This is a genomic window from Cupriavidus sp. LA-1 (genome assembly GCF_055385985.1).
This window is the reverse complement of record NZ_AP031387.1, coordinates 461,961-482,653: the sequence shown is the minus strand read 5'-3', so window position 1 is coordinate 482,653 and position 20,693 is coordinate 461,961. Positions and strand designations below refer to the sequence as shown.

At 66.5% G+C, this 20,693-nt stretch carries 19 protein-coding genes; 10 read left to right on the top strand and 9 right to left on the bottom strand.

Annotated elements, in window-relative coordinates:
- Nucleotides 1–4: 4 nt before the first annotated feature.
- Nucleotides 5–1,819: a hybrid sensor histidine kinase/response regulator gene (locus ACZ5MJ_RS02365; RefSeq protein ID WP_464222091.1), complete on the bottom strand. Its 1,815-nt coding sequence runs from the start codon at nt 1,817–1,819 to the stop codon at nt 5–7.
- 238 nt (nt 1,820–2,057) lie between these two features.
- On the opposite strand from ACZ5MJ_RS02365, the gene ACZ5MJ_RS02360 reads away from it, so the two are divergent.
- The 5 genes from ACZ5MJ_RS02360 (at nt 2,058) to dut (ending at nt 8,506) form a co-directional block, all read left to right on the top strand.
- Nucleotides 2,058–3,053 carry a bifunctional riboflavin kinase/FAD synthetase gene (locus tag ACZ5MJ_RS02360; RefSeq protein WP_464222090.1) on the top strand — a complete coding sequence of 332 codons (996 nt, stop codon included), beginning with the start codon at nt 2,058–2,060 and terminating at the stop codon, nt 3,051–3,053.
- Between the two features lie 122 nt (nt 3,054–3,175).
- Entirely contained in the window at nt 3,176–6,070 is a 2,895-nt protein-coding gene (gene ileS, locus ACZ5MJ_RS02355; RefSeq protein ID WP_464222089.1) for an isoleucine--tRNA ligase, read from the top strand.
- Complete coding sequence (lspA, locus tag ACZ5MJ_RS02350; RefSeq protein WP_464222088.1) at nt 6,070–6,600, top strand: signal peptidase II; 531 nt, start codon at nt 6,070–6,072, stop codon at nt 6,598–6,600. The genes ileS and lspA overlap by 1 nt, the downstream gene beginning before the upstream one ends.
- Before the next feature lie 131 nt (nt 6,601–6,731).
- Nucleotides 6,732–7,934 (top strand): bifunctional phosphopantothenoylcysteine decarboxylase/phosphopantothenate--cysteine ligase CoaBC, encoded by a 1,203-nt coding sequence (coaBC, locus tag ACZ5MJ_RS02345; protein WP_464222086.1) that lies wholly within the window; start codon nt 6,732–6,734, stop codon nt 7,932–7,934.
- Nucleotides 7,935–8,005: 71 nt separating this feature from the next.
- Nucleotides 8,006–8,506, top strand: a complete 501-nt coding sequence (dut, locus tag ACZ5MJ_RS02340; protein WP_432258131.1) for a dUTP diphosphatase — start codon at nt 8,006–8,008, stop codon at nt 8,504–8,506.
- Nucleotides 8,507–8,560: 54 nt separating this feature from the next.
- On the opposite strand, the gene ACZ5MJ_RS02335 is transcribed toward dut, so the two are convergent.
- From ACZ5MJ_RS02335 to clpS, 4 genes are all read right to left on the bottom strand, one after another.
- Nucleotides 8,561–9,409, bottom strand: coding sequence for a VOC family protein (locus tag ACZ5MJ_RS02335; protein WP_464222084.1), 849 nt, complete (start codon nt 9,407–9,409; stop codon nt 8,561–8,563).
- 44 nt (nt 9,410–9,453) lie between these two features.
- Entirely contained in the window at nt 9,454–10,479 is a 1,026-nt protein-coding gene (locus tag ACZ5MJ_RS02330) for a tripartite tricarboxylate transporter substrate binding protein (RefSeq protein WP_464222082.1), read from the bottom strand.
- A gap of 174 nt (nt 10,480–10,653) precedes the next feature.
- Nucleotides 10,654–12,948 (bottom strand): ATP-dependent Clp protease ATP-binding subunit ClpA, encoded by a 2,295-nt coding sequence (gene clpA / locus ACZ5MJ_RS02325; protein ID WP_464222081.1) that lies wholly within the window; start codon nt 12,946–12,948, stop codon nt 10,654–10,656.
- The gene (clpS, locus tag ACZ5MJ_RS02320; RefSeq protein ID WP_010814998.1) at nt 12,945–13,271 is read right to left on the bottom strand and encodes an ATP-dependent Clp protease adapter ClpS; all 327 of its coding nucleotides are present in this window, start codon (nt 13,269–13,271) and stop codon (nt 12,945–12,947) included. Before clpS ends, clpA begins: the two co-directional genes overlap by 4 nt.
- A 511-nt stretch (nt 13,272–13,782) precedes the next feature.
- On the opposite strand from clpS, the gene ACZ5MJ_RS02315 reads away from it, so the two are divergent.
- A complete protein-coding gene (locus tag ACZ5MJ_RS02315; RefSeq protein ID WP_012353757.1) occupies nt 13,783–13,989 on the top strand; it encodes a cold-shock protein in 207 nt (68 codons plus the stop codon).
- A gap of 323 nt (nt 13,990–14,312) precedes the next feature.
- Here the strand turns inward: ACZ5MJ_RS02315 and icd are convergent, their stop codons facing one another.
- Nucleotides 14,313–15,563, bottom strand: a complete 1,251-nt coding sequence (gene icd, locus ACZ5MJ_RS02310; protein WP_464222078.1) for an NADP-dependent isocitrate dehydrogenase — start codon at nt 15,561–15,563, stop codon at nt 14,313–14,315.
- Nucleotides 15,564–15,835: 272 nt separating this feature from the next.
- Between icd and ACZ5MJ_RS02305 the strand changes: the two genes are divergently transcribed.
- The 3 genes from ACZ5MJ_RS02305 to ACZ5MJ_RS02295 all read left to right on the top strand — a co-directional run bounded on the left by ACZ5MJ_RS02305 (nt 15,836) and on the right by ACZ5MJ_RS02295 (nt 17,455).
- Nucleotides 15,836–16,519: a pseudouridine synthase gene (locus ACZ5MJ_RS02305; protein ID WP_464222077.1), complete on the top strand. Its 684-nt coding sequence runs from the start codon at nt 15,836–15,838 to the stop codon at nt 16,517–16,519.
- Nucleotides 16,520–16,604: 85 nt separating this feature from the next.
- Entirely contained in the window at nt 16,605–16,799 is a 195-nt protein-coding gene (locus ACZ5MJ_RS02300) for a hypothetical protein (RefSeq protein WP_432258137.1), read from the top strand.
- 191 nt (nt 16,800–16,990) lie between these two features.
- Entirely contained in the window at nt 16,991–17,455 is a 465-nt protein-coding gene (locus ACZ5MJ_RS02295) for a DUF192 domain-containing protein (protein ID WP_464222076.1), read from the top strand.
- 39 nt (nt 17,456–17,494) lie between these two features.
- Here the strand turns inward: ACZ5MJ_RS02295 and ACZ5MJ_RS02290 are convergent, their stop codons facing one another.
- The gene (locus tag ACZ5MJ_RS02290; RefSeq protein WP_464222074.1) at nt 17,495–17,980 is read right to left on the bottom strand and encodes a YajQ family cyclic di-GMP-binding protein; all 486 of its coding nucleotides are present in this window, start codon (nt 17,978–17,980) and stop codon (nt 17,495–17,497) included.
- A 128-nt stretch (nt 17,981–18,108) separates the two neighbouring features.
- Between ACZ5MJ_RS02290 and murB the strand changes: the two genes are divergently transcribed.
- On the top strand, nt 18,109–19,119 hold the full coding sequence (gene murB, locus ACZ5MJ_RS02285; protein ID WP_464222073.1) for a UDP-N-acetylmuramate dehydrogenase: 1,011 nt from the start codon (nt 18,109–18,111) through the stop codon (nt 19,117–19,119).
- A 33-nt stretch (nt 19,120–19,152) separates the two neighbouring features.
- Here murB and ppnP read toward each other — a convergent pair whose 3' ends face one another.
- A complete protein-coding gene (ppnP, locus tag ACZ5MJ_RS02280) occupies nt 19,153–19,464 on the bottom strand; it encodes a pyrimidine/purine nucleoside phosphorylase (RefSeq protein WP_464222072.1) in 312 nt (103 codons plus the stop codon).
- Between the two features lie 78 nt (nt 19,465–19,542).
- The gene (gene argF / locus ACZ5MJ_RS02275; protein ID WP_464222070.1) at nt 19,543–20,466 is read right to left on the bottom strand and encodes an ornithine carbamoyltransferase; all 924 of its coding nucleotides are present in this window, start codon (nt 20,464–20,466) and stop codon (nt 19,543–19,545) included.
- Nucleotides 20,467–20,693: the final 227 nt, after the last annotated feature.

Here is a 20,693-nt window from a genome sequence, read left to right as displayed (position 1 = left end):
GGCCTTAGGCCGGCCGCAGCCAGCGCCGCAGCAGCATCCGCAGCGAGGCCGGGTCCACCGGCTTGGGCAGCACGAAATATCCCGCCTCTTCCGCCGCCGCCAGCGCGGCCGACTTCAGGTCGCCGGTCAGCAGCGCGCTGCGCGCCTGCGGCTGCGTGTTCTGCCAGCGCTCGAGCAGGTCCAGCCCGTTCTCGCTGCCGGGCAGGCGCAGGTCGCAGAAGATGATGTCCGGGCGCACGCCCTTGGCGAACAGCTGGTCGGCCTCGGCGCCGTGCGCGGCGCAGGCCACGCGGATGCCCCAGGCCTCCATCAGCGCGATCCAGGCCTTGCGGATCTGGCTGTCGTCGTCGACCACCAGCACGGTGCCCTGCAGGCGGTCGGTCTTGGCCTCCTCGGCCTGCGCCATGGCGCGCATCGCGCGCACGCTTTCCACGGTCTCGGCCGGCACCGTCGCCAGCGCGAACCAGAACACCGACCCCTTGCCCGGCACCGAGCGCACGCCGTAGGTGCCGCGCATCAGCCGTACGCATTCCTTGAAGATGGCCAGCCCGAGGCCCAGGCCCTGCGACGGGTCGCGCTGCGGGTTGTGGACCTGGTAGTACGGCGAGAAGATGTCCGGCAGGTGCTCGGGCGTGACGCCGGCGCCGGTGTCCCACACTTCCAGCCGCACGTTCTTGCGGCGCTGGCGCGCCGTCACCAGCACGCCGCCGCGCTGGGTGTAGCGCAGCGCGTTCTGCACAAGGTTGAACAGAGCCCGGCGCAGCAGCACGGGCTCGGCCATCGCGTACAGCTCGTCGGGCACGCGCGGCGTCAGCGTCAGCCCGCTTTCGCGCGCGTCGGCGGCAAACTGGCTCATCACGTCGCGGATCAGCGCACCCAGCTCGCACGGCTCCAGCGTCGGCAAGACCTTGCGCCCTTCCAGCTTGGACAGGTCCAGCAGCGAGCGGAACAACAGGTCGATGGTCTGGGTGCCGGCCGCCACCTGCTCCACCAGCGGATGCAGTGCCGTCGACTGGTTGCGCGCGCGCAGCGCCTCCACCAGCATCACCAGCGCATGGACCGGCTGGCGCAGGTCGTGGCTGGCGGCGGCCAGGAAGCGCGATTTCTCCTCGCTGGCATGCAGCGCGCGCTCCTTTTCATGCTGGAACTGCCTGGCCAGGCGCCGGCTGTCGCCCTCCAGCTGGATCGCGCGCACCAGCGTGACCTGCAGGTTGAAGGCGTGGCGCGACAGCATCAGCGCATAGATCACCAGCAGCACCTGGACATAGGCGCCATGGCCGGGGAAGGCGAATTCCGCCATCAGGATATTGGGCACCAGGATCGGCACGCCGGCATAGACCAGGTTCGACGGCACCGGCGCCTGCGATACCGCGCCGCCGGCCAGCACCCCCAGGGTCACCAGGTACAGCACGCTGGAGAACACCGCCGAGCCCGAATACAAATGCAGCAGCGCCGAGCTGCCCCAGGTCATGCCGGTCAGGAAGGCGACCGCGCGCATATTGTTCCACCACTTGCGCGTGTGCGCGGAACGGCTCATCGTGGCATGGTCGCGCTGGTAGCCCACGTAGAACCACAGGCCGCCGAGCGTCAGCAGCAGCATCACCGCGCACCAGCCAAGCAGGGCCGAACGGCTCACGTCGTTCCAGAAGCCGAAGGTGGTCAGCGCAGGCAGCAACACCGAGGCCACGATCGCCGTGGGCGCGTTCTTGTGCACGATCGCCATCAGCTTGGCGCGCGTTTCGACGTCGAGCTGGGCGGTAGCCTGGGGCAGGACCCGGGGCAGGAGCCGGGAAAAGAACCCGGTAGGCAGCGCTTTCAAATCAGGTGGCGTGGAATGGGAGGAATCGGGAACGCCGCGAGGCAGGGTCCGAAAATGGGGTCAAAAAGCGGCCTAAGTGACCCATATCATGCCGCCTTTTGCCGCATCGCGCCATGCCGCGAGGGCCGGTTGCGGCACAAAAGCCGCAGCGCGGCGCCGGCCTGGGGCGACGGGAGCGGAAACCCGACCCATTCGCCTTATAATGCTCGCTTTACCTGAAACGTTTCCCGCCGTCCTCGTGAAAGTCTTCCGCGGCCTGCCCAACGCCGAGAGCCGGGCGCCCTGCGCGCTCACCATCGGCAATTTCGACGGTGTGCATCGCGGCCACCAGTCGCTGCTCGCGCGTGCGCGTGCGGCGGCGGATGCGCGCGGCCTGCCGCTGTGCGTGATGACCTTCGAGCCGCATCCGCGCGAGTTCTTCACGCCGGACAAAGCCCCCACCCGCATCGCGCTGCTGCGCGACAAGCTGGAAAGCCTGCGCCGCAACGGTGTGGACCGCGTGGTGGTGGAACACTTCAACGCCCACTTTGCCGGCCAGTCGCCGCAGGATTTCGTCGAGAACGTGCTCTGGCACGGCCTGCACGCGCGCTGGCTGCTGGTGGGCGACGACTTCCGCTTCGGCGCCAAACGCGCCGGCGACTTTGCCTACCTGCAGGAAGCCGGGCACCGCTACGGCTTCGATGTCGAGCAGATGGGCTCGGTGTCCGAGGGCGGCGTCCGCATCTCCAGCTCGGCGGTGCGCCAGGCGCTCGCCGACGGCGACCTGGAGCATGCCCGGCGCCTGCTCGGCCACGGCTATGCGATCAGCGGCCACGTGATCCACGGCCGCAAGCTGGGCCGCGACCTGGGCTTTCCGACGCTGAACCTGCGCATCTCGCACAAGCGGCCGGCGGTCAACGGCATCTTCGTGGTCCAGGTGCACGGCATCGCCGACCAGCCGCTCCCCGGCGTGGCCAGCATCGGCGTGCGCCCCACCATCGAGGACGCCGGCCGGGTGCTGCTGGAAGTCCACCTGTTCGATTTCAATGACAGCCTGTACGGCAAGCTGGTGCGGGTCGAATTCATGAAGAAGCTGCGCGACGAGGCGCGCTTCGACAACCTGGACGAGCTCACCGCCGCGATCGCCAAGGACAGCGCCGATGCGCGCGCCTTCTTCGGCCTGACCGCGCCGGGCGCCGCTGAAGGCAGCGGCGGCCGCGACTTCGCCACCTCCGCCACCGACCGAATTAGGTAGCGGCCGGCGCCCCCGCACTGTGCTGCGCGGGCCCCGGTTCGCACGCCGCCCGCCCCAGTCTTCACGCGCGCCCGCCGGCCTGTTGCCAGCCGCGCGCCAACCGAATTGCCCTGAGAATCGAAATGTCTGACGACAAACGCGCCAAGCCCGAGAAAAGCAAATACCCCGTCAACCTGCTCGACACGCCCTTCCCGATGCGTGGCGACCTGCCCAAGCGCGAGCCGCAGTGGGTCAAGCAGTGGCAGGACAAGCAGCTCTACAAGAAGATCCGTGCGGCGCGCCAGGGCGCTAAGAAGTTCGTGCTGCATGACGGCCCGCCGTATGCCAACGGCGACATCCATATCGGCCACGCCGTCAACAAGGTGCTCAAGGACATGATCATCAAGGCGCGCGGCCTGACCGGGCTGGACGCCGTCTACGTGCCGGGCTGGGACTGCCACGGCATGCCGATCGAGATCCAGATCGAGAAGAAGTTCGGCAAGGGCCTGCCGGTGCAGGAGGTCCAGGCCAAGGCGCGCGCCTACGCCACCGAGCAGATCAAGCGCCAGATGGTGGACTTCGAGCGCCTGGGCGTGCTCGGCGACTGGGACCACCCCTACCTGACCATGAACCACAGCAACGAGGCGGATGAGTTGCGCGCGCTCGGCAAGATCATGGAGAAGGGCTATGTGTTCCGTGGCCTGAAGCCGGTGAACTGGTGCTTCGACTGCGGCTCGGCGCTGGCCGAGGCCGAGGTCGAGTACAAGGACAAGGTCGACCTGTCGATCGACGTGGGCTTCCCGTTCGCCGAAGCCGACAAGCTGGCGCACGCCTTCAAGGTGCCCTTCGACCAGGTCAATGCGAAGCCGGGCTGGATCGTGATCTGGACCACCACGCCGTGGACCATCCCGAGCAACCAGGCGCTGAACGTGCACCCCGAGGTGGAATACGCGCTGGTCGACACCCCGCGCGGCTACCTGATCCTGGCCACCGAGCGCGTCGAGGAGCAACTGAAGGTCTACGGCCTGGAAGGCAAGGTCGTGGCCACCACCACCGGCGCGGCGCTGTCGGAAATCCGCTTCCACCACCCGCTGGCGAAGATGGACGCGGGCTATGACCGCCTGTCGCCGGTCTACCTGGGCGACTACGTCACCACCGACACCGGCTCGGGCATCGTGCACTCGGCGCCGGCCTATGGCGTGGAAGACTTCCAGTCGTGCAAGGCTCACGGCATGGCCGACTCGGACATCATCAGCCCGGTGATGGGCAACGGCGTCTATGCCGGCACGCTGCCGCTCTTCGGCGGGCTGTCGATCTGGGACGCCAACCCGAAGATCGTCGAAGTGCTGCAGGCCTCGGGCAACCTGTTCAATTCGCACAAGTACACCCACAGCTACATGCATTGCTGGCGCCACAAGACGCCGATCATCTACCGCGCCACCTCGCAGTGGTTCGCGGGCATGGACGTGGACCCGACCGAGGAGAACGGCAAGACCGCGCCGACCCTGCGCGAGACCGCGCTGGCCGGCATCGACGCCACCGAGTTCTTCCCGGCCTGGGGCAAGCAGCGCCTGCACAACATGATCGCCAACCGGCCGGACTGGACGCTGTCGCGCCAGCGCCAGTGGGGCGTGCCGATGGCCTTCTTCGTGCACAAGGAAACCGGCGCGCTGCACCCGCGCACGCCGCAGCTGCTGGAAGAGGTAGCCAGGCGCGTCGAGCAGCACGGCATCGAAGCCTGGCAGGCGCTGGACCCGGCCGAGCTGCTGGGTGACGAAGCCAGCCAGTACGAGAAGAACCGCGACACGCTGGACGTGTGGTTCGACTCCGGCACCACGCACTGGACCGTGATCCGCGGCTCGCACCGCGATGACCTGTACGATCCGTCCGCCGATGCGCCCGATGGCCGCCTGGCGGACCTGTACCTGGAAGGCTCGGACCAGCACCGCGGCTGGTTCCACTCGTCGCTGCTGACCGCGTCGATGCTGTACGGCAAGCCGCCCTACAAGGCGCTGCTGACACACGGCTTCACCGTCGACGGCGAAGGCCGCAAGATGTCCAAGTCGGTCGGCAATACCGTGTCGCCGCAGGACATCTCGAACAAGATGGGCGCCGAGATCATCCGCCTGTGGGTGGCCTCGACCGACTATTCCGGCGAGCTGTCGATCTCGGACGAGATCCTCAAGCGCGTGGTGGAAAGCTACCGCCGCATCCGCAATACGCTGCGCTTCCTGCTGTCCAACCTGTCCGACTACGACCACGCCAAGCACGCGCTGCCGGCGTCGGAATGGCTGGAGATCGACCGCTATGCCGTGGCGCTGACCGCGCAGCTGCAAAAGGAAGTGCTGTCGCACTACGAGTCCTATGAATTCCACCCGGTGGTAGCCAAGCTGCAGACCTTCTGCTCCGAGGACCTGGGCGGCTTCTACCTCGACGTGCTGAAGGACCGCCTGTACACCACCGCGCCGGACTCCAAGGCCCGCCGCGCGGCGCAGAACGCGCTGTACCACATCACCCAGGCGATGCTGCACTGGATGGCGCCGTTCCTGTCGTTCACCGCCGAGGAAGCGTGGCAGATCTTCGCCCACGGCACCGGGCACACCGACACCATCTTCACCAGCACCTACTACGCGGTGCCGGAAGTCGACGACGGCACCGACGACCTGCTGCAGAAGTGGCACACCCTGCGCGAAGTGCGCGCGGAAGTCACCAAGCAGCTCGAAGCCGTGCGCGTGGAGGGCGAGATCGGCTCGTCCCTGCAGGCCGAGCTGACCATCCAGGCCGGCGGCCCGGTGCTGGAAGCGCTGCAGAGCCTGGGCGACGACCTGCGCTTCGTGCTGCTGACCTCGTCGGCCAAGGTCACGCACGCGCCCGAGGCCGGCGACCTGCTGGTCACGGTGACCCCGTCGGCCCATGCCAAGTGCGAGCGCTGCTGGCACTACCGCGCCGATGTCGGCCACAACCCGGACCATCCGACCCTCTGCGGGCGCTGCGACAGCAACCTGTTCGGCGCCGGCGAACACAGGAGCCATGCCTGATGGCATCGACCACGTCCCGTTCCGCGCGTCCGGCACGCCGCAACAACAAGGCCGCCAGCGGCACCACCCCGCTGCTGTGGATGGCCTTCGCGCTGCTGGTGGTGCTGCTCGACCAGTTCTTCAAGATCGTCATCGTCCGCAGCTTCACCTATGGTGAATCGCGCCCGGTGACCAGCTTCTTCAACCTGGTGCTGGTCTACAACAAGGGCGCGGCGTTCAGCTTCCTGGCCGATGCCGGCGGCTGGCAACGCTGGTTCTTCACCGGGCTGGGCCTGGTGGTGGGAGCGTTCATCGTCTGGCTGCTGTACCGCCATACCGGCCAGCGCATGTTCTGCTTCGCGGTGTCTCTGATCCTGGGCGGCGCGGTGGGCAATGTGATCGACCGCGTGGTCTACGGGCACGTGATCGACTTCCTGGATTTCTACGTGCGCAACTACCACTGGCCGGCCTTCAACGTGGCCGACTGCGCGATCACGGTCGGCGCGGTACTGCTGATCGTGGACGAACTGCGGCGGGTGCGGCGCCACTGAGCGCCACCAGACCACAGCAGGTGATGCCGGGGCCGCGAATGCGGCCCCGTTGCCATCCAGCACCGGCACCGGCAGCAGCCAGGGCGCACAGCCGGTATCATGCCGATTCCCACCTTTTGACGAGCCTCACCATGGATTTGCGCGGCAAGCACATCGTTCTCGGCCTGACCGGCGGCATCGCCTGCTACAAGTCGGCCGAACTGGTCCGCCTGCTGACCAAGGCCGGCGCCACCGTGCAGGTGGCCATGACCGAGGCGGCGACGCATTTCATCACGCCGGTGACGATGCAGGCGCTGTCCGGCCGCCCGGTCTTCCTGTCGCAGTGGGACGCCCGCATCGACAACAACATGGCGCACATCGACCTGTCGCGCGAGGCCGATGCCATCGTCATCGCCCCGGCCTCGACCGACTTCATGGCGCGCCTGGCCAACGGGCTGTGCGACGACCTGCTCAGCACCCTGTGCATCGCGCGCGACTGCCCGCTGCTGGTGGCGCCGGCGATGAACCGCCAGATGTGGGCCGCCCCCGCCACCCAGCGCAACGCCGCGCAGCTGCGCGCCGACGGCGTGATGATCCTGGGTCCGGGCAGCGGCGACCAGGCCTGCGGCGAGGTCGGCGACGGCCGCATGCTGGAACCGGAAGAACTGGTCGAGGACATCATCGCCTTCTTCCAGCCCAAGCCGCTGCAAGGCAAGCGCGTGCTGATCACCGCCGGCCCGACCTTCGAGGCGATCGACCCGGTGCGCGGCATCACCAACCTGTCGTCCGGCAAGATGGGCTTCTCGATCGCGCGCGCGGCACGCGAGGCCGGCGCCGAGGTGCTGCTGGTGGCCGGCCCCACCGGCCTGCCCACCCCGCGCGGCGTGGTGCGCACCGACGTGCGCAGCGCGCAGCAGATGCACGACTCGGTAATCGCGCAGCTGCATGGCGTGGATGTCTTTGTCGCCGTGGCCGCGGTGGCGGACTGGCGTCCGGCCGAGGTCGCGCAGCAGAAGCTGAAGAAGGCCAACGACACCGATACGCCCGCGCTGCAGTTCGTGCAGAACCCCGACATCCTGGCCGCGGTGGCGGCGCGGGCCGACGCGCCCTACTGCGTCGGCTTTGCCGCCGAAAGCGAGAACCTGGAGCAATACGGCGAGCAGAAGCGCCAGCGCAAGGGCGTGCCGCTGCTGGTCGGCAATATCGGCCACCACACCTTCGGCCTGGACGACAACGAGATCGTGCTGTTCGACGCCGCCGGCATGACCCGGCTGCCGCGCGCCGACAAGCTGTCGCTGGCGCGCCAGCTGGTCGCGGCCATCGGCCAGCGCCTGCCCGGGCGGACGCGGCCCTGATCGCGGGCGCGCGTCCGGTATCATGCGCGGCTGCCACCTATTCCGTTGAACCGATTTCCCCCAGGATTCCCATGACCCAGCCTCTGAACCCGACCGTCGAAATCAAGGTGCTCGATGCGCGCCTGAATGAATGGGGCCTGCCCGCCTACCAGAGCGAGATGGCCGCCGCCATCGACCTGCATGCCTGCGTCGACGCACCGGTATCGATCGCGCCGGGCACGCCCGCGCAACTGGTGCCGGCAGGCATCGCCGTCCATATGGGCAACCCGTACATGGCCGCGACCATCGTGCCGCGCTCGGGCCTGGGCCACAAGAAGGGCCTGGTGCTGGGCAACTCGATCGGCGTGATCGATGCCGACTACCAGGGCCAGATCATGGTCAGCGTGTGGAACCGCAATGCGCCGGGCACCGAGCCGATCGTGATCCAGCCGGGCGAGCGCATTGCGCAGATGATGTTCGTGCCGGTGCTGCGGCCGGTGTTTTCGACCGTGGAAGAATTCAGCGAAGACAGCGAACGCGGCGCGGGCGGCTTTGGCTCGACCGGCGTGCATCACGCCAAGGTCAGCGCCTGACGCTGCCTCCGGCCACGCAAGATTCTGGCGCCCCGTGGGGCGCCAGTCTGCTTTTCAGCCCTGCTGTTCGAACAGCAGGGCCACCCCGCCGGCGGCCCCGGCCGGCACCAGCGTCTCGCGCGGCCCCAGGTCCTGGGTCGGCACGCCCTGCTCGCGCCAGCCGGCACGCGCCGCCGCCAGGTCATCGGTACGCAGGCGGATCGCCGCATAGCCCGGCCCCTCGCGCCGGATATGCGCGGTGCCGGTGGCCGAGGCCAGCGCCTGCGGGGTGCTGATCACCAGCGCGGCATCGTCCAGCGCCAGGCTGCAGACATGTTCGCTCAGCTGCGTCAGTTCGCCGCCGGTCAGCTCCGCATAGGCGCGCGCGGCGGCGTCCACCAGCGCCGGCGCCACCACCAGGAACATGGTGGCGATACTCCGCACGCCGTTGGCATGGCGGGTCCACTCGGGCCGCCACAGCAGTTCGGGCGTGCGGTGCTCGCAGACGAAGTAGCGCGCGCCCGGCGCATCGTCGAGCGCCGTCACGCGGAACGTCGCGGGATGCTCGCTGCCATCGTCCAGCCGCACCGGGCGCGAGAACTCGATCGGGTCGGAGGTGTGCCAGCCGCCAGCGCGCAGCCGCGCCGCGGTGCCGAAGGCATCGGCGCTCTTGCACGACATCGCCGCGCAGCCGCCGCCGCGCGTCTGGGCGTCCCAGTAGTACTGGCGGCCGGGATTGGGCGCGGTCACATGCAACAGCTCAAGGTAGTCCCGCCGCAGCATGATGCAGTGGTTCTGCGAGCCCAGCGTGTGATAGCCGCGCGGCGTCAGCGTAAAGCCGAGCCGACGCCAGGCCTGCGCGCCGGCATCGAGGTCGGGGCACACCACCACGGCGTGGTCGAATATTTCCGCTTGCGTTGCCATCGGCATCCTCTCGGTTTCACGGCACACGCTCGCGCCGGACACGGTCATTCGAACTGGATATTGGCCTTGCGCGCCACCGCATGCCATTTGTCATGCTCGCGGCGGACCAGGTCGCCAAGGTCGGCCGGGCTACCGCCCACGATCTCGAAACCCTGCGCGGCCAGCGCATCGACCACGCGCGGCTGGCGCAGCGATTCGACCAGGGCGTCGTGGATGCGCGTGACCGTCGCCGCCGGCAGGCCGGCCGGGCCGAACACGCCGATCCAGGAGTAGGCCTCGAAGCCTTTCAGGCCCTGCTCGGCCACGGTCTGTACCTGCGGCAGCTGGCGCAGGCGGCTGGTTCCGGTCACGCCCAGCACCTTGATGGTGCGGGCAGCCACGTGCGCCTGCACGGCGGCGTAGCTGCTGAAGAAAATATCGACCTCATTGGACAGCACCGCCTGCACGGCCGGGCCGCCGCCCTTGTAGGGCACGTGCAGCATATGCACGCCGGCTTCGGTCGCCAGCGCCTCGGCCGCCAGCTGGTTCAGGCTGCCGATGCCGGACGAGGCGTAGCGTACGCTGTCGGGCCTGGTCCTGGCCAGCGCCACCAGTTCGCGCACATTGGACGCGGGCAGCGCGGGGTTGGCCGCAATCACCAGCGGAAAGCGTACCAGCTGCGAAATCGGCGTGAAATCGCGGAACGTGTCGTAGGGCAGCTGCTTGTAGGCAAAGGGGTTGATCGCGTGCGTGTCGAACGCCATCAGCAACGTGCTGCCGTCCGGCTTTGCCCGCGCCACGGTGCTCGATGCGATCAGTCCGCCCGCGCCCGGCTTGTTGTCCACCACCACGGTCTGCCCCAGCGTCGCCTTCAGGCCGGGCTGCAGCTGCCGGGCCACGATGTCGACGCTGCCGCCGGGCGGAAACGGCAGCACCAACGCGATCGGGCGATTGCCCGCGGCGCCTTCGGCAGCGGTCGCCGCAGTGGCACCAGTGGCAGCAACGGCGTGAAGCATCGGGACGGGCATGGCGCCCAGCGGCAGGATCTTGAGCAGCAGGCGGCGGCGCCGCGTGCGTTCGGCAGAGGACATCAGGGATTCGGGCTGGATTTCTGGCCAATTGCGCGGCCAACCGCGGCCGCAAACCCGTGCCCCGACGGGCATGGCCGGCAGCCGCCGGAACAAAAGAAAAGGGGCGGCATGACTGCCGCCCCTGTATTTTGCCCGATGATCGGCCACGTTGCAGGCAACGCGGCCGATCATCGCTCAGGCTTCTGCACGCTGCTCTTCGGGCGCCTCGGGCGGTTCCGGCTCGATCTCGGAGAAATCGAGCTTGATCTGGTCCTGTTCGTCCAGGTCCACCACCACCTTGCCGCCCGATACCAGGCGGCCGAACAGCAGTTCGTCAGCCAGCGCCTTGCGGATCATGTCCTGGATCAGACGCTGCATCGGGCGCGCGCCCATCAGCGGGTCGAAGCCCTTGCGTGCCAGGAACTTGCGCAGCTTGTCGGTAAAGCTGGCCTCCACCTTTTTCTCGTGAAGCTGCTCTTCGAGCTGCATCAGGAACTTGTCGACCACGCGCAGGATGATTTCCTCGTCCAGCGAGCGGAAGCTGATCATGGCATCCAGGCGGTTGCGGAACTCCGGCGTGAACATGCGCTTGATGTCGGCCATCTCGTCGCCCTGCTCGCGCGAGCTGGTGAAGCCGATGGAGGCGCGGTTCATGGTCTCCGCTCCCGCATTGGTGGTCATGATGATGATCACGTTGCGGAAGTCGGCGCGGCGTCCGTTGTTGTCGGTCAGCGCCCCATGATCCATGACCTGCAGCAGGATATTGAAGATATCCGGATGCGCTTTCTCGATTTCGTCCAGCAGCAGCACGCAGTGCGGCTTCTTGGTAACGGCCTCGGTCAGCAGGCCGCCCTGGTCAAAGCCGACATAGCCCGGCGGCGCCCCGATCAGGCGGCTGACGGCGTGACGTTCCATGTACTCCGACATGTCGAAGCGCAGCAGCTCGATGCCCATGATGAACGCAAGCTGCTTGGCCACTTCGGTCTTGCCGACGCCCGTCGGGCCCGAGAACAGGAACGAGCCAATCGGCTTGTCGGTCTTGCCCAGGCCCGCGCGCGACATCTTGATCGCCGACGACAGTGCCTCGATGGCCGGGTCCTGGCCGAACACCACCGACTTCAGGTCGCGATCGAGCGTCTGCAGCTTGCTGCGGTCGTCCTGGTTCACGCTCTGCGGCGGGATGCGCGCAATGCGCGAGACGATGTCCTCGATCTCGCCCTTGCCGATGGTCTTCTTCTGCTTGGACTTGGGCAGGATGCGCTGCGCCGCGCCGGCTTCGTCGATCACGTCGATCGCCTTGTCCGGCAGGTGGCGGTCGGTGATGAAGCGGGCCGACAGTTCCGCCGCCGCGGTCAGCGCCGAAGCCGCGTACTTGACGCCGTGGTGCTCCTCGAAGCGCGACTTCAGGCCGCGCAGGATCTGCACGGTCTGGTCGACCGAGGGCTCGACCACGTCGATCTTCTGGAAGCGCCGCGACAGCGCCGCGTCCTTCTCGAAGATGCCGCGGTATTCCGTAAACGTTGTCGCGCCGATGCACTTGAGCTGGCCCGACGACAGCGCCGGCTTGAGCAGGTTGCTGGCGTCCAGCGTCCCGCCCGATGCGGCGCCGGCGCCGATCAGCGTGTGGATCTCGTCGATGAACAGGATCGCGTTCGGGTTGTCCTTGAGCGACTTCAGCACGCCCTTCAGGCGCTGCTCGAAATCACCGCGGTACTTGGTGCCGGCCAGCAGCGCGCCCATGTCGAGCGAGTAGACGGTGGCCTTTTCCAGGATGTCCGGCACCTCGTTCTTGGTGATGCGCCACGCCAGGCCCTCGGCGATCGCGGTCTTGCCGACACCGGCCTCGCCCACCAGCAGCGGGTTGTTCTTGCGCCGGCGGCACAGCACCTGGACCACGCGCTCGACTTCGCTCTCGCGGCCGATCAGCGGATCGATCTTGCCGGCCTTGGCCAGCGCGTTCAGGTTCTGGGTGTATTGCTCGAGCGGGCTTTCCTTGCCGTCGCCGCCCTCGCCCTCGCCGGCGGCATCGCCATGCTTGGCCGGCTCGGACTGGTCCTTGCGGATGCCGTGGCTGATGAAATTGACCACGTCCAGGCGCGTCACGCCCTGCTGCTGCAGGTAGTAGACCGCGTGCGAGTCCTTCTCGCCGAAAATCGCGACCAGCACGTTGGCACCCGTCACTTCCTTCTTGCCGTTGGAAGTGGACTGGACGTGCATGATCGCGCGCTGGATCACGCGCTGGAAACCAAGCGTGGGCTGGGTATCGACCTCGTCGGTACCCGGCACCACCGGCGTGTTATCCGCGATGAAGTTCTTAAGGCTGGTGCGCAGGTCTTCTATATTGGCCGCGCAGGCGCGCAAGACTTCAGCTGCCGTGGGATTGTCGAGCAATGCCAGCAGCAGGTGCTCCACGGTAATGAACTCGTGGCGTGCCTGCCTGGCTTCGACAAACGCCATATGCAGGCTCACTTCCAATTCTTGCGCAATCATGCTTCCTCCATCACGCACTGCAGGGGATGCCCCGCCTGCCGCGCGTGCGTTGACACCAGCTCGACCTTAGTCGCCGCGATATCCCTGGTGTAGATACCGCAGACGCCCTTTCCTTCCCGGTGCACGGTGAGCATGATCTGCGTCGCCGTTTCCCGGTCCCTGCTGAAATACTGCTGCAGGATCATCACTACAAACTCCATCGGAGTGTAGTCGTCGTTAAGCAGCACCACCTTGAACATGGCAGGCGGTTTAAGCGCCTGCTCTTTCCTCTCCAGGATGGTGCCTGCTTCGCGTTGTGGGACATTCGCAAGCCGTGTAGCCATGGCTTTATTCTAACCCTTACTCGCAACTCTGCAATTTGGGGAAAAGGCGCCGGATTCAAGAGCCGGGCCACCGGTTTCCCATGGTGAATGGATGCGGATTCCCGCGCGGAAGGCATTGCAAGGCACGTGGGCGGCGCCGGCAAAATGCCCGCACGCAGCCCCGGCGCCAGCCACCAAGGTAACACCAGGCGCCGTCCGATTCCTGCCACACCCTGCTGGCAGTGGGGAATCCGCCAGCTTGACAGTATCCGGCTTTGCCCGAAGAATCGGTCGCACACCTGCCGAAGGCCAGCGAGCCAAAGCAACAGCCAAGGCGGGTGATCCGTGAGCAGGGAGGCCCACGGCCCCGCGGCGGCGAGTCAGCATCGAGACTGGCCGCCACGCGATAGCACTCGCCGCGCGTCATCGCCGGCCGCACCTCAGGACGCGGCCGGTCATGGCGCCGCAGTCCGTGCCGTCTGGCTGGCAAGGCTTCCCCGCTTTGAAAATTGCTATTTCGTTGGGGGAGTATATGGCAAGCGGTATCGTCAAATGGTTCAATGACGCCAAGGGCTTCGGGTTCATCAAGCCGGACGAGGGCGAAGAAGAACTGTTTGCGCACTTTTCGGCTATCCAGATGGCGGGCTTCAAGACGCTAAAGGAAGGCCAGCGCGTCTCGTTCGAAGTGGTCCAGGGCCCCAAGGGCAAGCAAGCCACCAATATCCAGGACGCCAGCTAAAGCGCGCCGCGACCGCATCCGGGCCGCAGAGCCGCGGAGCGGTCAACCAGGGTGTGGGGGGAGCTCCCCCGGGACGGGACCGATGCCAGCGCCCCGCCTGGCCGCCACGGCGGCGCGGCGGGCACGGGCTCGCATCAGCTGCACGCACCACATCCGACGGAAAGCCCGGCCTCGCGCCGGGCTTTCTGGTTTCTGGCCACCCTTGCGGCCACCCTTCTCGCGCAGGATCACCGTTGCGCTGCGGGCAAGAAAAAACCCCGGCGCCGACCAGCCGGCACCGGGGTTTTCGCTTGCAGTTCGCCCGTCGCAGCGGGAGTCTGTGCTTACATATTGTCGATCATCACCTGGCCAAAGCCCGAGCACGAAACCTGGGTCGCGCCTTCCAGCAGGCGGGCGAAGTCGTAGGTCACCTTCTTGGAGAGGATCGACTTCTCCATCGACGAGATGATCAGGTCGGCGGCCTCGGTCCAGCCCATGTGACGCAGCATCATTTCGGCCGACAGGATTTCCGAGCCCGGATTGACGTAGTCCTTGCCCGCGTACTTCGGCGCGGTGCCGTGGGTGGCCTCGAACATGGCGACCGAGTCAGACATGTTGGCGCCCGGCGCGATGCCGATGCCGCCGACCTGCGCTGCCAGTGCGTCGGAGATATAGTCGCCGTTCAGGTTCAGCGTGGCGATCACCGAGTATTCGGCCGGACGCAGCAGGATCTGCTGCAGGAAGGCATCGGCAATGGCGTCCTTGACCACGATGTCCTTGCCGGTCTTCGGGTTCTTGAACTTGCACCACGGGCCGCCGTCGACCAGCTCGGCGCCGAATTCCTTTTGCGCCAGCTCGTAGCCCCAGTCACGGAAGCCGCCTTCGGTGAACTTCATGATGTTGCCCTTGTGCACCAGCGTCACCGAGGGCTTGTCGTTGTCGATCGCGTACTGGATCGCCTTGCGCACCAGGCGCTCGGTGCCCTCGCGCGAGACCGGCTTGACGCCGATGCCCGAAGTGGCCGGGAAGCGGATCTTCTTCACGCCCATCTCGTTCTGCAGGAAGGCGATCAGCTTCTTGGCCTGGTCGCTCTCGGCCGCCCATTCGATACCGGCGTAGATGTCTTCCGAGTTCTCGCGGAAGATCACCATATTGGTCTTTTCCGGCTCACGCACCGGCGAGGGCACGCCCTTGAAGTAGCGCACCGGGCGCAGGCAGACGTACAGGTCCAGCTGCTGGCGCAGCGCCACGTTCAGCGAGCGGATGCCACCACCCACCGGCGTGGTCAGCGGGCCCTTGATCGAGACCACGTATTCCTTGAGCACGTCCAGGGTTTCGTCCGGCAGCCACACGTCGGGGCCGTAGACCTTGGTCGACTTCTCGCCGGCGTAGATCTCCATCCAGGCGATCTTGCGCTTGTCGCCGTAGGCCTTGGCCACGGCCGCATCGACCACCTTGATCATCACCGGGGTGATATCGAGGCCCGTACCGTCGCCTTCGATGTAAGGAATGATCGGATTGTCCGGGACATTCAGCGAAAAGTCCTGGTTGACCGTGATCTTTTCGCCGGCCGGAACCTTGATGTGTTGGTACATGACGTCTCCAGTGCGGAACGGTTGCAACTGCCGCCGGTTCGTGGCCGGACGGCGAGATTCGGGGAGATGGCGCTGTGGCATTGTAGCGGGCCTCAATGCGTGCCCGTGCTGCGTTGCCACACGCATGCGCCACTCCGGGTGCGTCTGGTCTTCTCAGTCTTATATAAGACACAAGACTAATTTGGTATTATGCAGCAAATTTTCATCATCCGCCAATCGGGCCCACCCCCGATCCTTCGGCCCGGCGCGCCGCTGCGGCATACTTGCGCCCCATGACCCTGATTGCCCTGAACAAGCCGTTTGGCACCATGAGCCAGTTCTCGGAACACCCGACGCGACCGACGCTGGCCGCGTGCGTAAGCACGCCCGGCGTCTACCCCGCCGGGCGGCTCGATGCCGACAGCGAGGGCTTGCTGCTGCTGACCGACGACGGCGCGCTGCAGGCCCGTATCGCCGACCCGCGCCACAAGCTGGAGAAGACCTACCTGGCACAGGTCGAAGGCATTCCCGATGCCGCCGCCCTGGCCCGGCTGCGCGCCGGGGTCGACCTGGGTGACTTCGTGACCCAGCCCGCCAGGGTGCGTGCCATCGACGCGCCCGACTGGCTGTGGCCGCGCCAGCCGCCGGTGCGCTTTCGCGCGGCGATCCCGACCGCCTGGCTGGAGGTGAAGATCAGCGAGGGCAAGAACCGTCAGGTGCGCCGGATGACCGCGGCGGTGGGCTTTCCCACGTTGCGCCTGGTGCGGGTCGAGATCGGCCCGCTCGACCTGCGCGCCCTGGGGCTGGCGCCCGGGGAGAGCTGCGAGGTATTGCCAGCCCGACTGGGACTGTCGTCCGCGGCCCCGCGCGCCATTCCGGACCCCGCACGCCGTCCCCATGTATCGAAAACCAGCCAGACGGTTCAGACCAAGCGCCGCTCTCGTTACAAAAAAAAACAAATTGCGGGTCAACCCTGACGGCAGCGGCCTCGTTCTTGTCGGGGACACGTCCTATCACGCGTCACCCTTTTTAGACTGCTCATATCCTTCGAGGTAATACGCCATGAAAAAACTGATCGCTGCTCTGGTTGTTGGCCTGTTCGCCACCGGCGCCTTCGCCCAGGCTTCGGCACCTGCTGCTGACACCGCAGCCCCCGCAGCCAAGGAAGCCCCGAAGGCTGCCAAGAAGAAGACCACCCACAAGAAGCACAGCAAGAAGAAGGCTGCCGCCGCTGCTTCGGCCCCGGCTGCCCAGTAATTGCTGGCACCTTCCCTGCCCCGTGCATGCGCGAGGCGGGAAAGAAATGGCAGGCTGCCGCCAGGCGCCTGCCTTTTTTATTGCCGGCTCCAGATAGTCGGGGGGCTGTATACCGTGAGCCGCACATCAGTGCGCCGCGCGTGCGTTATGCTTGCGGCTGCCGCTGCCCGCGCCATTTCAGACTGAACACCATGTCCTTCCTGTCCAAGACGCTGTTGTCACGCTGCATTTCCATCGCCTGCATGTCCACCGCGCTGAGCGCCGGGGTCGCGCACGCGCAGGCCGCGCTGCCGGTGGTGCCGCTTAATGCGGGCATGTACGCGATCCAGGCCGAGGTCGCCGCCACGCCGGCGTCGCGCGAGCAGGGGCTGATGTACCGCCAGGCCATGGCAGCCAATGCCGGCATGCTGTTCGTCTTTGAGCAGAAGGCGGGCCACTGCTTCTGGATGCGCAATACCGAGCTGCCGTTGTCGATCGCCTTCCTGGCCGACGACGGCACCATCGTCAATATCGAGGACATGGCGCCGCGCACCGAGGACAATCATTGCCCGAAGGCGGCAATCCGCTATGCGCTGGAAATGAACAAGGGATGGTTCGCGCAGAAGGGCATCAAGGCCGGCGCGAAGATCGGCGGGCTGCCGCAGGCGCGGCAGTAAGCGATGCCGGCGGGCCCGCCGGCATCGGCAAGCCGCGACTCAATCGCGGAAGTTGTTGAAGTCCAGCGGTGCCTCGGGCACGTCCTTGCGGAGCATGGCCATCACGCTCTGCAGGTCGTCGCGCTTGGCGCCCGACACGCGCACCGCATCGCCCTGGATGCTGGCCTGCACCTTGATCTTGCTGTCCTTGATGATGCGCACGATCTTCTTGGACAGGTCGCCGGTCACGCCCTTCTTGATCGTGATCACCTGCTTGACCTTGTCGCCGCTGATCTTTTCGATCTTGCCATAGTCCAGGAAGCGCACGTCCACGTTGCGCTTGGCCATCTTGTTGATCAGCACGTCCTTGACCTGGCTCAGCTTGAAATCGTCGTCGGCAAACGCGGTCAGGTCATTTTCCTTCTGCTCGACCCGCGAGTCCGAGCCCTTGAAATCGAAGCGCGTCGAGATTTCCTTGTTGGCCTGCTCGACGGCGTTCTTCACCTCGACCATGTTCGCTTCGCACACTACGTCAAACGACGGCATTGCATTCTCCTTGTGATCCATATGCCCGGAGGGCGGCCGCGCACGGCGCCTTCCGTATAATCCAGCCTACCTCGCGGTTCCGGGTCGCTTGCCAACCAACAGCGGCGGCCGCATCACCTTTCCCTTGCATGGCAGATTTCCACGAATTCTATCCCCTGCGTCGCCACAATACATTCGGATTCGACGCGCGCGCGCGCTTTGCGGTGCATGTGCGCAGCGAAGCCGACCTGACCGAGGCCCTGGCCGACCCGCGTGCCGCGGGCCTGCCGCTGGTGGTGCTGGGCGGCGGCAGCAACGTGGTGCTGACCGGCGACCTCGACGCGCTGGTGCTGCTGGTGGAGATTCCCGGCTACCAGGCCGAAGAGGCTGGCGATGCCTGGCTGGTCACGGCCGGGGCCGGCGAGAACTGGAACGCGCTGGTCAACCGCACCATCGCCGACGGCATGCCCGGACTCGAGAACCTGGCGCTGATCCCCGGCACCGCGGGCGCGGCCCCGATCCAGAACATCGGCGCCTACGGGGTGGAACTGCGCGAACGCTTCGCGGGCTTGCGCGCCTATGACCGGCACACTGGCACCTTTGTGTGGATCGATCTGCGAGCCTGCGACTTCGGCTACCGCGACAGCCTGTTCAAGCGTGCCGGCGCCGGCCGCTACATCATCACTGCGGTGACGCTGCGCCTGCCCAGGGCATGGCAGCCGGTACTATCGTACGGAGAACTGGCGCGCGAGCTGGACGGCCAGGCCACGCCGGCCGCGGCAACCATCCGCGACGCCGTGGTCGCGATCCGCACGCGCAAGCTGCCCGACCCGGCGCAGCTGGGCAACGCGGGCAGCTTCTTCAAGAACCCGCTGGTCAGCGCCGCGCAGCGCGACGCCTTGCTGCAGGCCAACCCGGACCTGGTCAGCTATGCGCAGCCGGACGGCTCATACAAGCTGGCCGCCGGCTGGCTGATCGACCGCTGCGGCTTCAAGGGCGTGACCGATGGGCCGGTTGGCGTCTACGGCAAGCAGGCGCTGGTGCTAGTGCACCACGGCGGCGGCACCGGCGCCATGCTGCTGGCGCTGGCCAACCGCATCGCCGATGCGGTGCAGGCACGCTTCGGCGTGCGCATCGAGCCCGAGCCGGTAGTGCTGTAAAGCAGGCAGGCCAGGACTGGCCCGCCGCGTTCGTCACGCGAAGTGGCAGACGTAGTCCAGGGTTTCCTGCACTTCGATATCGAAGCTGCTGTTGCCCGGCACGCTGAACTGCTGGCCCGCGCCGTAGGTCTGCCAGTCATCCGAACCGGCCTGGCGCACGCGGCAGGTGCCGGCGTTGATTTCCATGATCTCGGGCGCGCCGGTGTTGAAGGTCAGCGCGGCCGGGAAGATCACGCCCAGCGTCTTGCGGGTGCCGTCCGGGAACAGCACGGTGTGGCTGACGCACTTGCCGTCAAAGTACAGGTTGGCTTTCTTGACGACCGACACGTTGTCGAACTGGCTCACTTCCATCTCCTTGGGTTTCTGTACGAAGGACGTAAAAAGAGGGGCCATCGCGGCCCCTCCCTGTTCAGCTCCGCGCGCTCAGTAGCTGCCGCAGAGCAGGTATTCCATCAGCGCCTTCTGCACGTGCAGGCGGTTCTCGGCTTCCTCCCAGACCACGCTCCTGGGGCCGTCGATCACGGCGGCCTCGACTTCCTCGCCGCGATGCGCCGGCAGGCAGTGCATGAAGAGCGCATCGGGCTCGGCGCGGTCCATCATCGCGGTGGTGACCATCCAGTCCTTGAAGGCGCGCTTGCGGGCATCGTTCTCGGCCTCGAAACCCATGCTGGTCCAGACATCGGTGGTGACCAGGCTGGCGCCCTGGCAGGCCGCGAGCGGATCGTCGAAGACCTTGACCAGGCTGGCGGCGGACGCCGGCACCATGGCCGGATCGAGCTGGTAGCCCGGCGGCGCCGAGAAATGGAAGGTGAAGCCCAGGCGCTCGGCGGCCTGGATCCAGGTGTAGGCCATGTTGTTGGCATCGCCGATCCACGCCACGGTCTTGCCGCGGATGCTGCCGCGCTGCTCGATGTACGTGAAGATGTCGGCCAGCACCTGGCACGGGTGGTATTCGTTGGTCAGCCCGTTGATCACCGGCACGCGCGAATGCGCCGCAAAGCGCTCGATGATGTCCTGGCCGAAGGTGCGGATCATGATGATGTCGACCATGCGCGAGATCACCTGCGCCGCATCCTCGATCGGCTCGCCACGGCCCAGCTGCGAGTCGCGCGTGTTCAGGAACACCGCGTGGCCGCCCAGCTGGTGGATGCCGGCTTCGAACGACAGGCGCGTACGCGTGGAATTCTTCTCGAAGATCATGGCCAGCGTGCGGTCGTGCAGCGGGTGCCAGGTCTCGTAGTTCTTGAACTTGGCCTTCAGGATCCGCGCGCGGTCCAGCAGGTACTCGTACTCGTCGGGAGTGAAGTCGCTGAACTGGAGGTAATGCTTGATCGGGGTTGAGCTCATAAAACAAAGAAGGCGGCTCGGTGGGGACGCGCCGTCATGAAGTGTTCATGACCCAAGCGCGCCGCGGAGCCGCCTTTTCGCGTCGCTTACGCAATTTAACTGCAAGAATCATAAGGGATTATTTCTGCTTTGGCGAGCCCGGAACAACCCGGCCCGGACCACCCCGCCGTCCCGTTGACAGCTTCCTGACAGGATTTCGCCCTTATGCGCAACTCTTATATAAGATA

Excerpts from the sequence above, each read along its gene's own strand:
- ileS (WP_464222089.1), top strand. The coding sequence starts at position 3,176 with ATGTCTGACGACAAACGCGCCAAGCCCGAGAAAAGCAAATACCCCGTC.
- lspA (WP_464222088.1), top strand. The coding sequence starts at position 6,070 with ATGGCATCGACCACGTCCCGTTCCGCGCGTCCGGCACGCCGCAACAAC.
- coaBC (WP_464222086.1), top strand. The coding sequence starts at position 6,732 with ATGGATTTGCGCGGCAAGCACATCGTTCTCGGCCTGACCGGCGGCATC.
- dut (WP_432258131.1), top strand. The coding sequence starts at position 8,006 with ATGACCCAGCCTCTGAACCCGACCGTCGAAATCAAGGTGCTCGATGCG.
- ACZ5MJ_RS02335 (WP_464222084.1), bottom strand. The coding sequence starts at position 9,409 with ATGGCAACGCAAGCGGAAATATTCGACCACGCCGTGGTGGTGTGCCCC.
- ACZ5MJ_RS02330 (WP_464222082.1), bottom strand. The coding sequence starts at position 10,479 with ATGTCCTCTGCCGAACGCACGCGGCGCCGCCGCCTGCTGCTCAAGATC.
- clpA (WP_464222081.1), bottom strand. The coding sequence starts at position 12,948 with ATGATTGCGCAAGAATTGGAAGTGAGCCTGCATATGGCGTTTGTCGAA.
- clpS (WP_010814998.1), bottom strand. The coding sequence starts at position 13,271 with ATGGCTACACGGCTTGCGAATGTCCCACAACGCGAAGCAGGCACCATC.
- ACZ5MJ_RS02315 (WP_012353757.1), top strand. The coding sequence starts at position 13,783 with ATGGCAAGCGGTATCGTCAAATGGTTCAATGACGCCAAGGGCTTCGGG.
- icd (WP_464222078.1), bottom strand. The coding sequence starts at position 15,563 with ATGTACCAACACATCAAGGTTCCGGCCGGCGAAAAGATCACGGTCAAC.
- ACZ5MJ_RS02305 (WP_464222077.1), top strand. The coding sequence starts at position 15,836 with ATGACCCTGATTGCCCTGAACAAGCCGTTTGGCACCATGAGCCAGTTC.
- ACZ5MJ_RS02300 (WP_432258137.1), top strand. The coding sequence starts at position 16,605 with ATGAAAAAACTGATCGCTGCTCTGGTTGTTGGCCTGTTCGCCACCGGC.
- ACZ5MJ_RS02295 (WP_464222076.1), top strand. The coding sequence starts at position 16,991 with ATGTCCTTCCTGTCCAAGACGCTGTTGTCACGCTGCATTTCCATCGCC.
- ACZ5MJ_RS02290 (WP_464222074.1), bottom strand. The coding sequence starts at position 17,980 with ATGCCGTCGTTTGACGTAGTGTGCGAAGCGAACATGGTCGAGGTGAAG.
- murB (WP_464222073.1), top strand. The coding sequence starts at position 18,109 with ATGGCAGATTTCCACGAATTCTATCCCCTGCGTCGCCACAATACATTC.
- argF (WP_464222070.1), bottom strand. The coding sequence starts at position 20,466 with ATGAGCTCAACCCCGATCAAGCATTACCTCCAGTTCAGCGACTTCACT.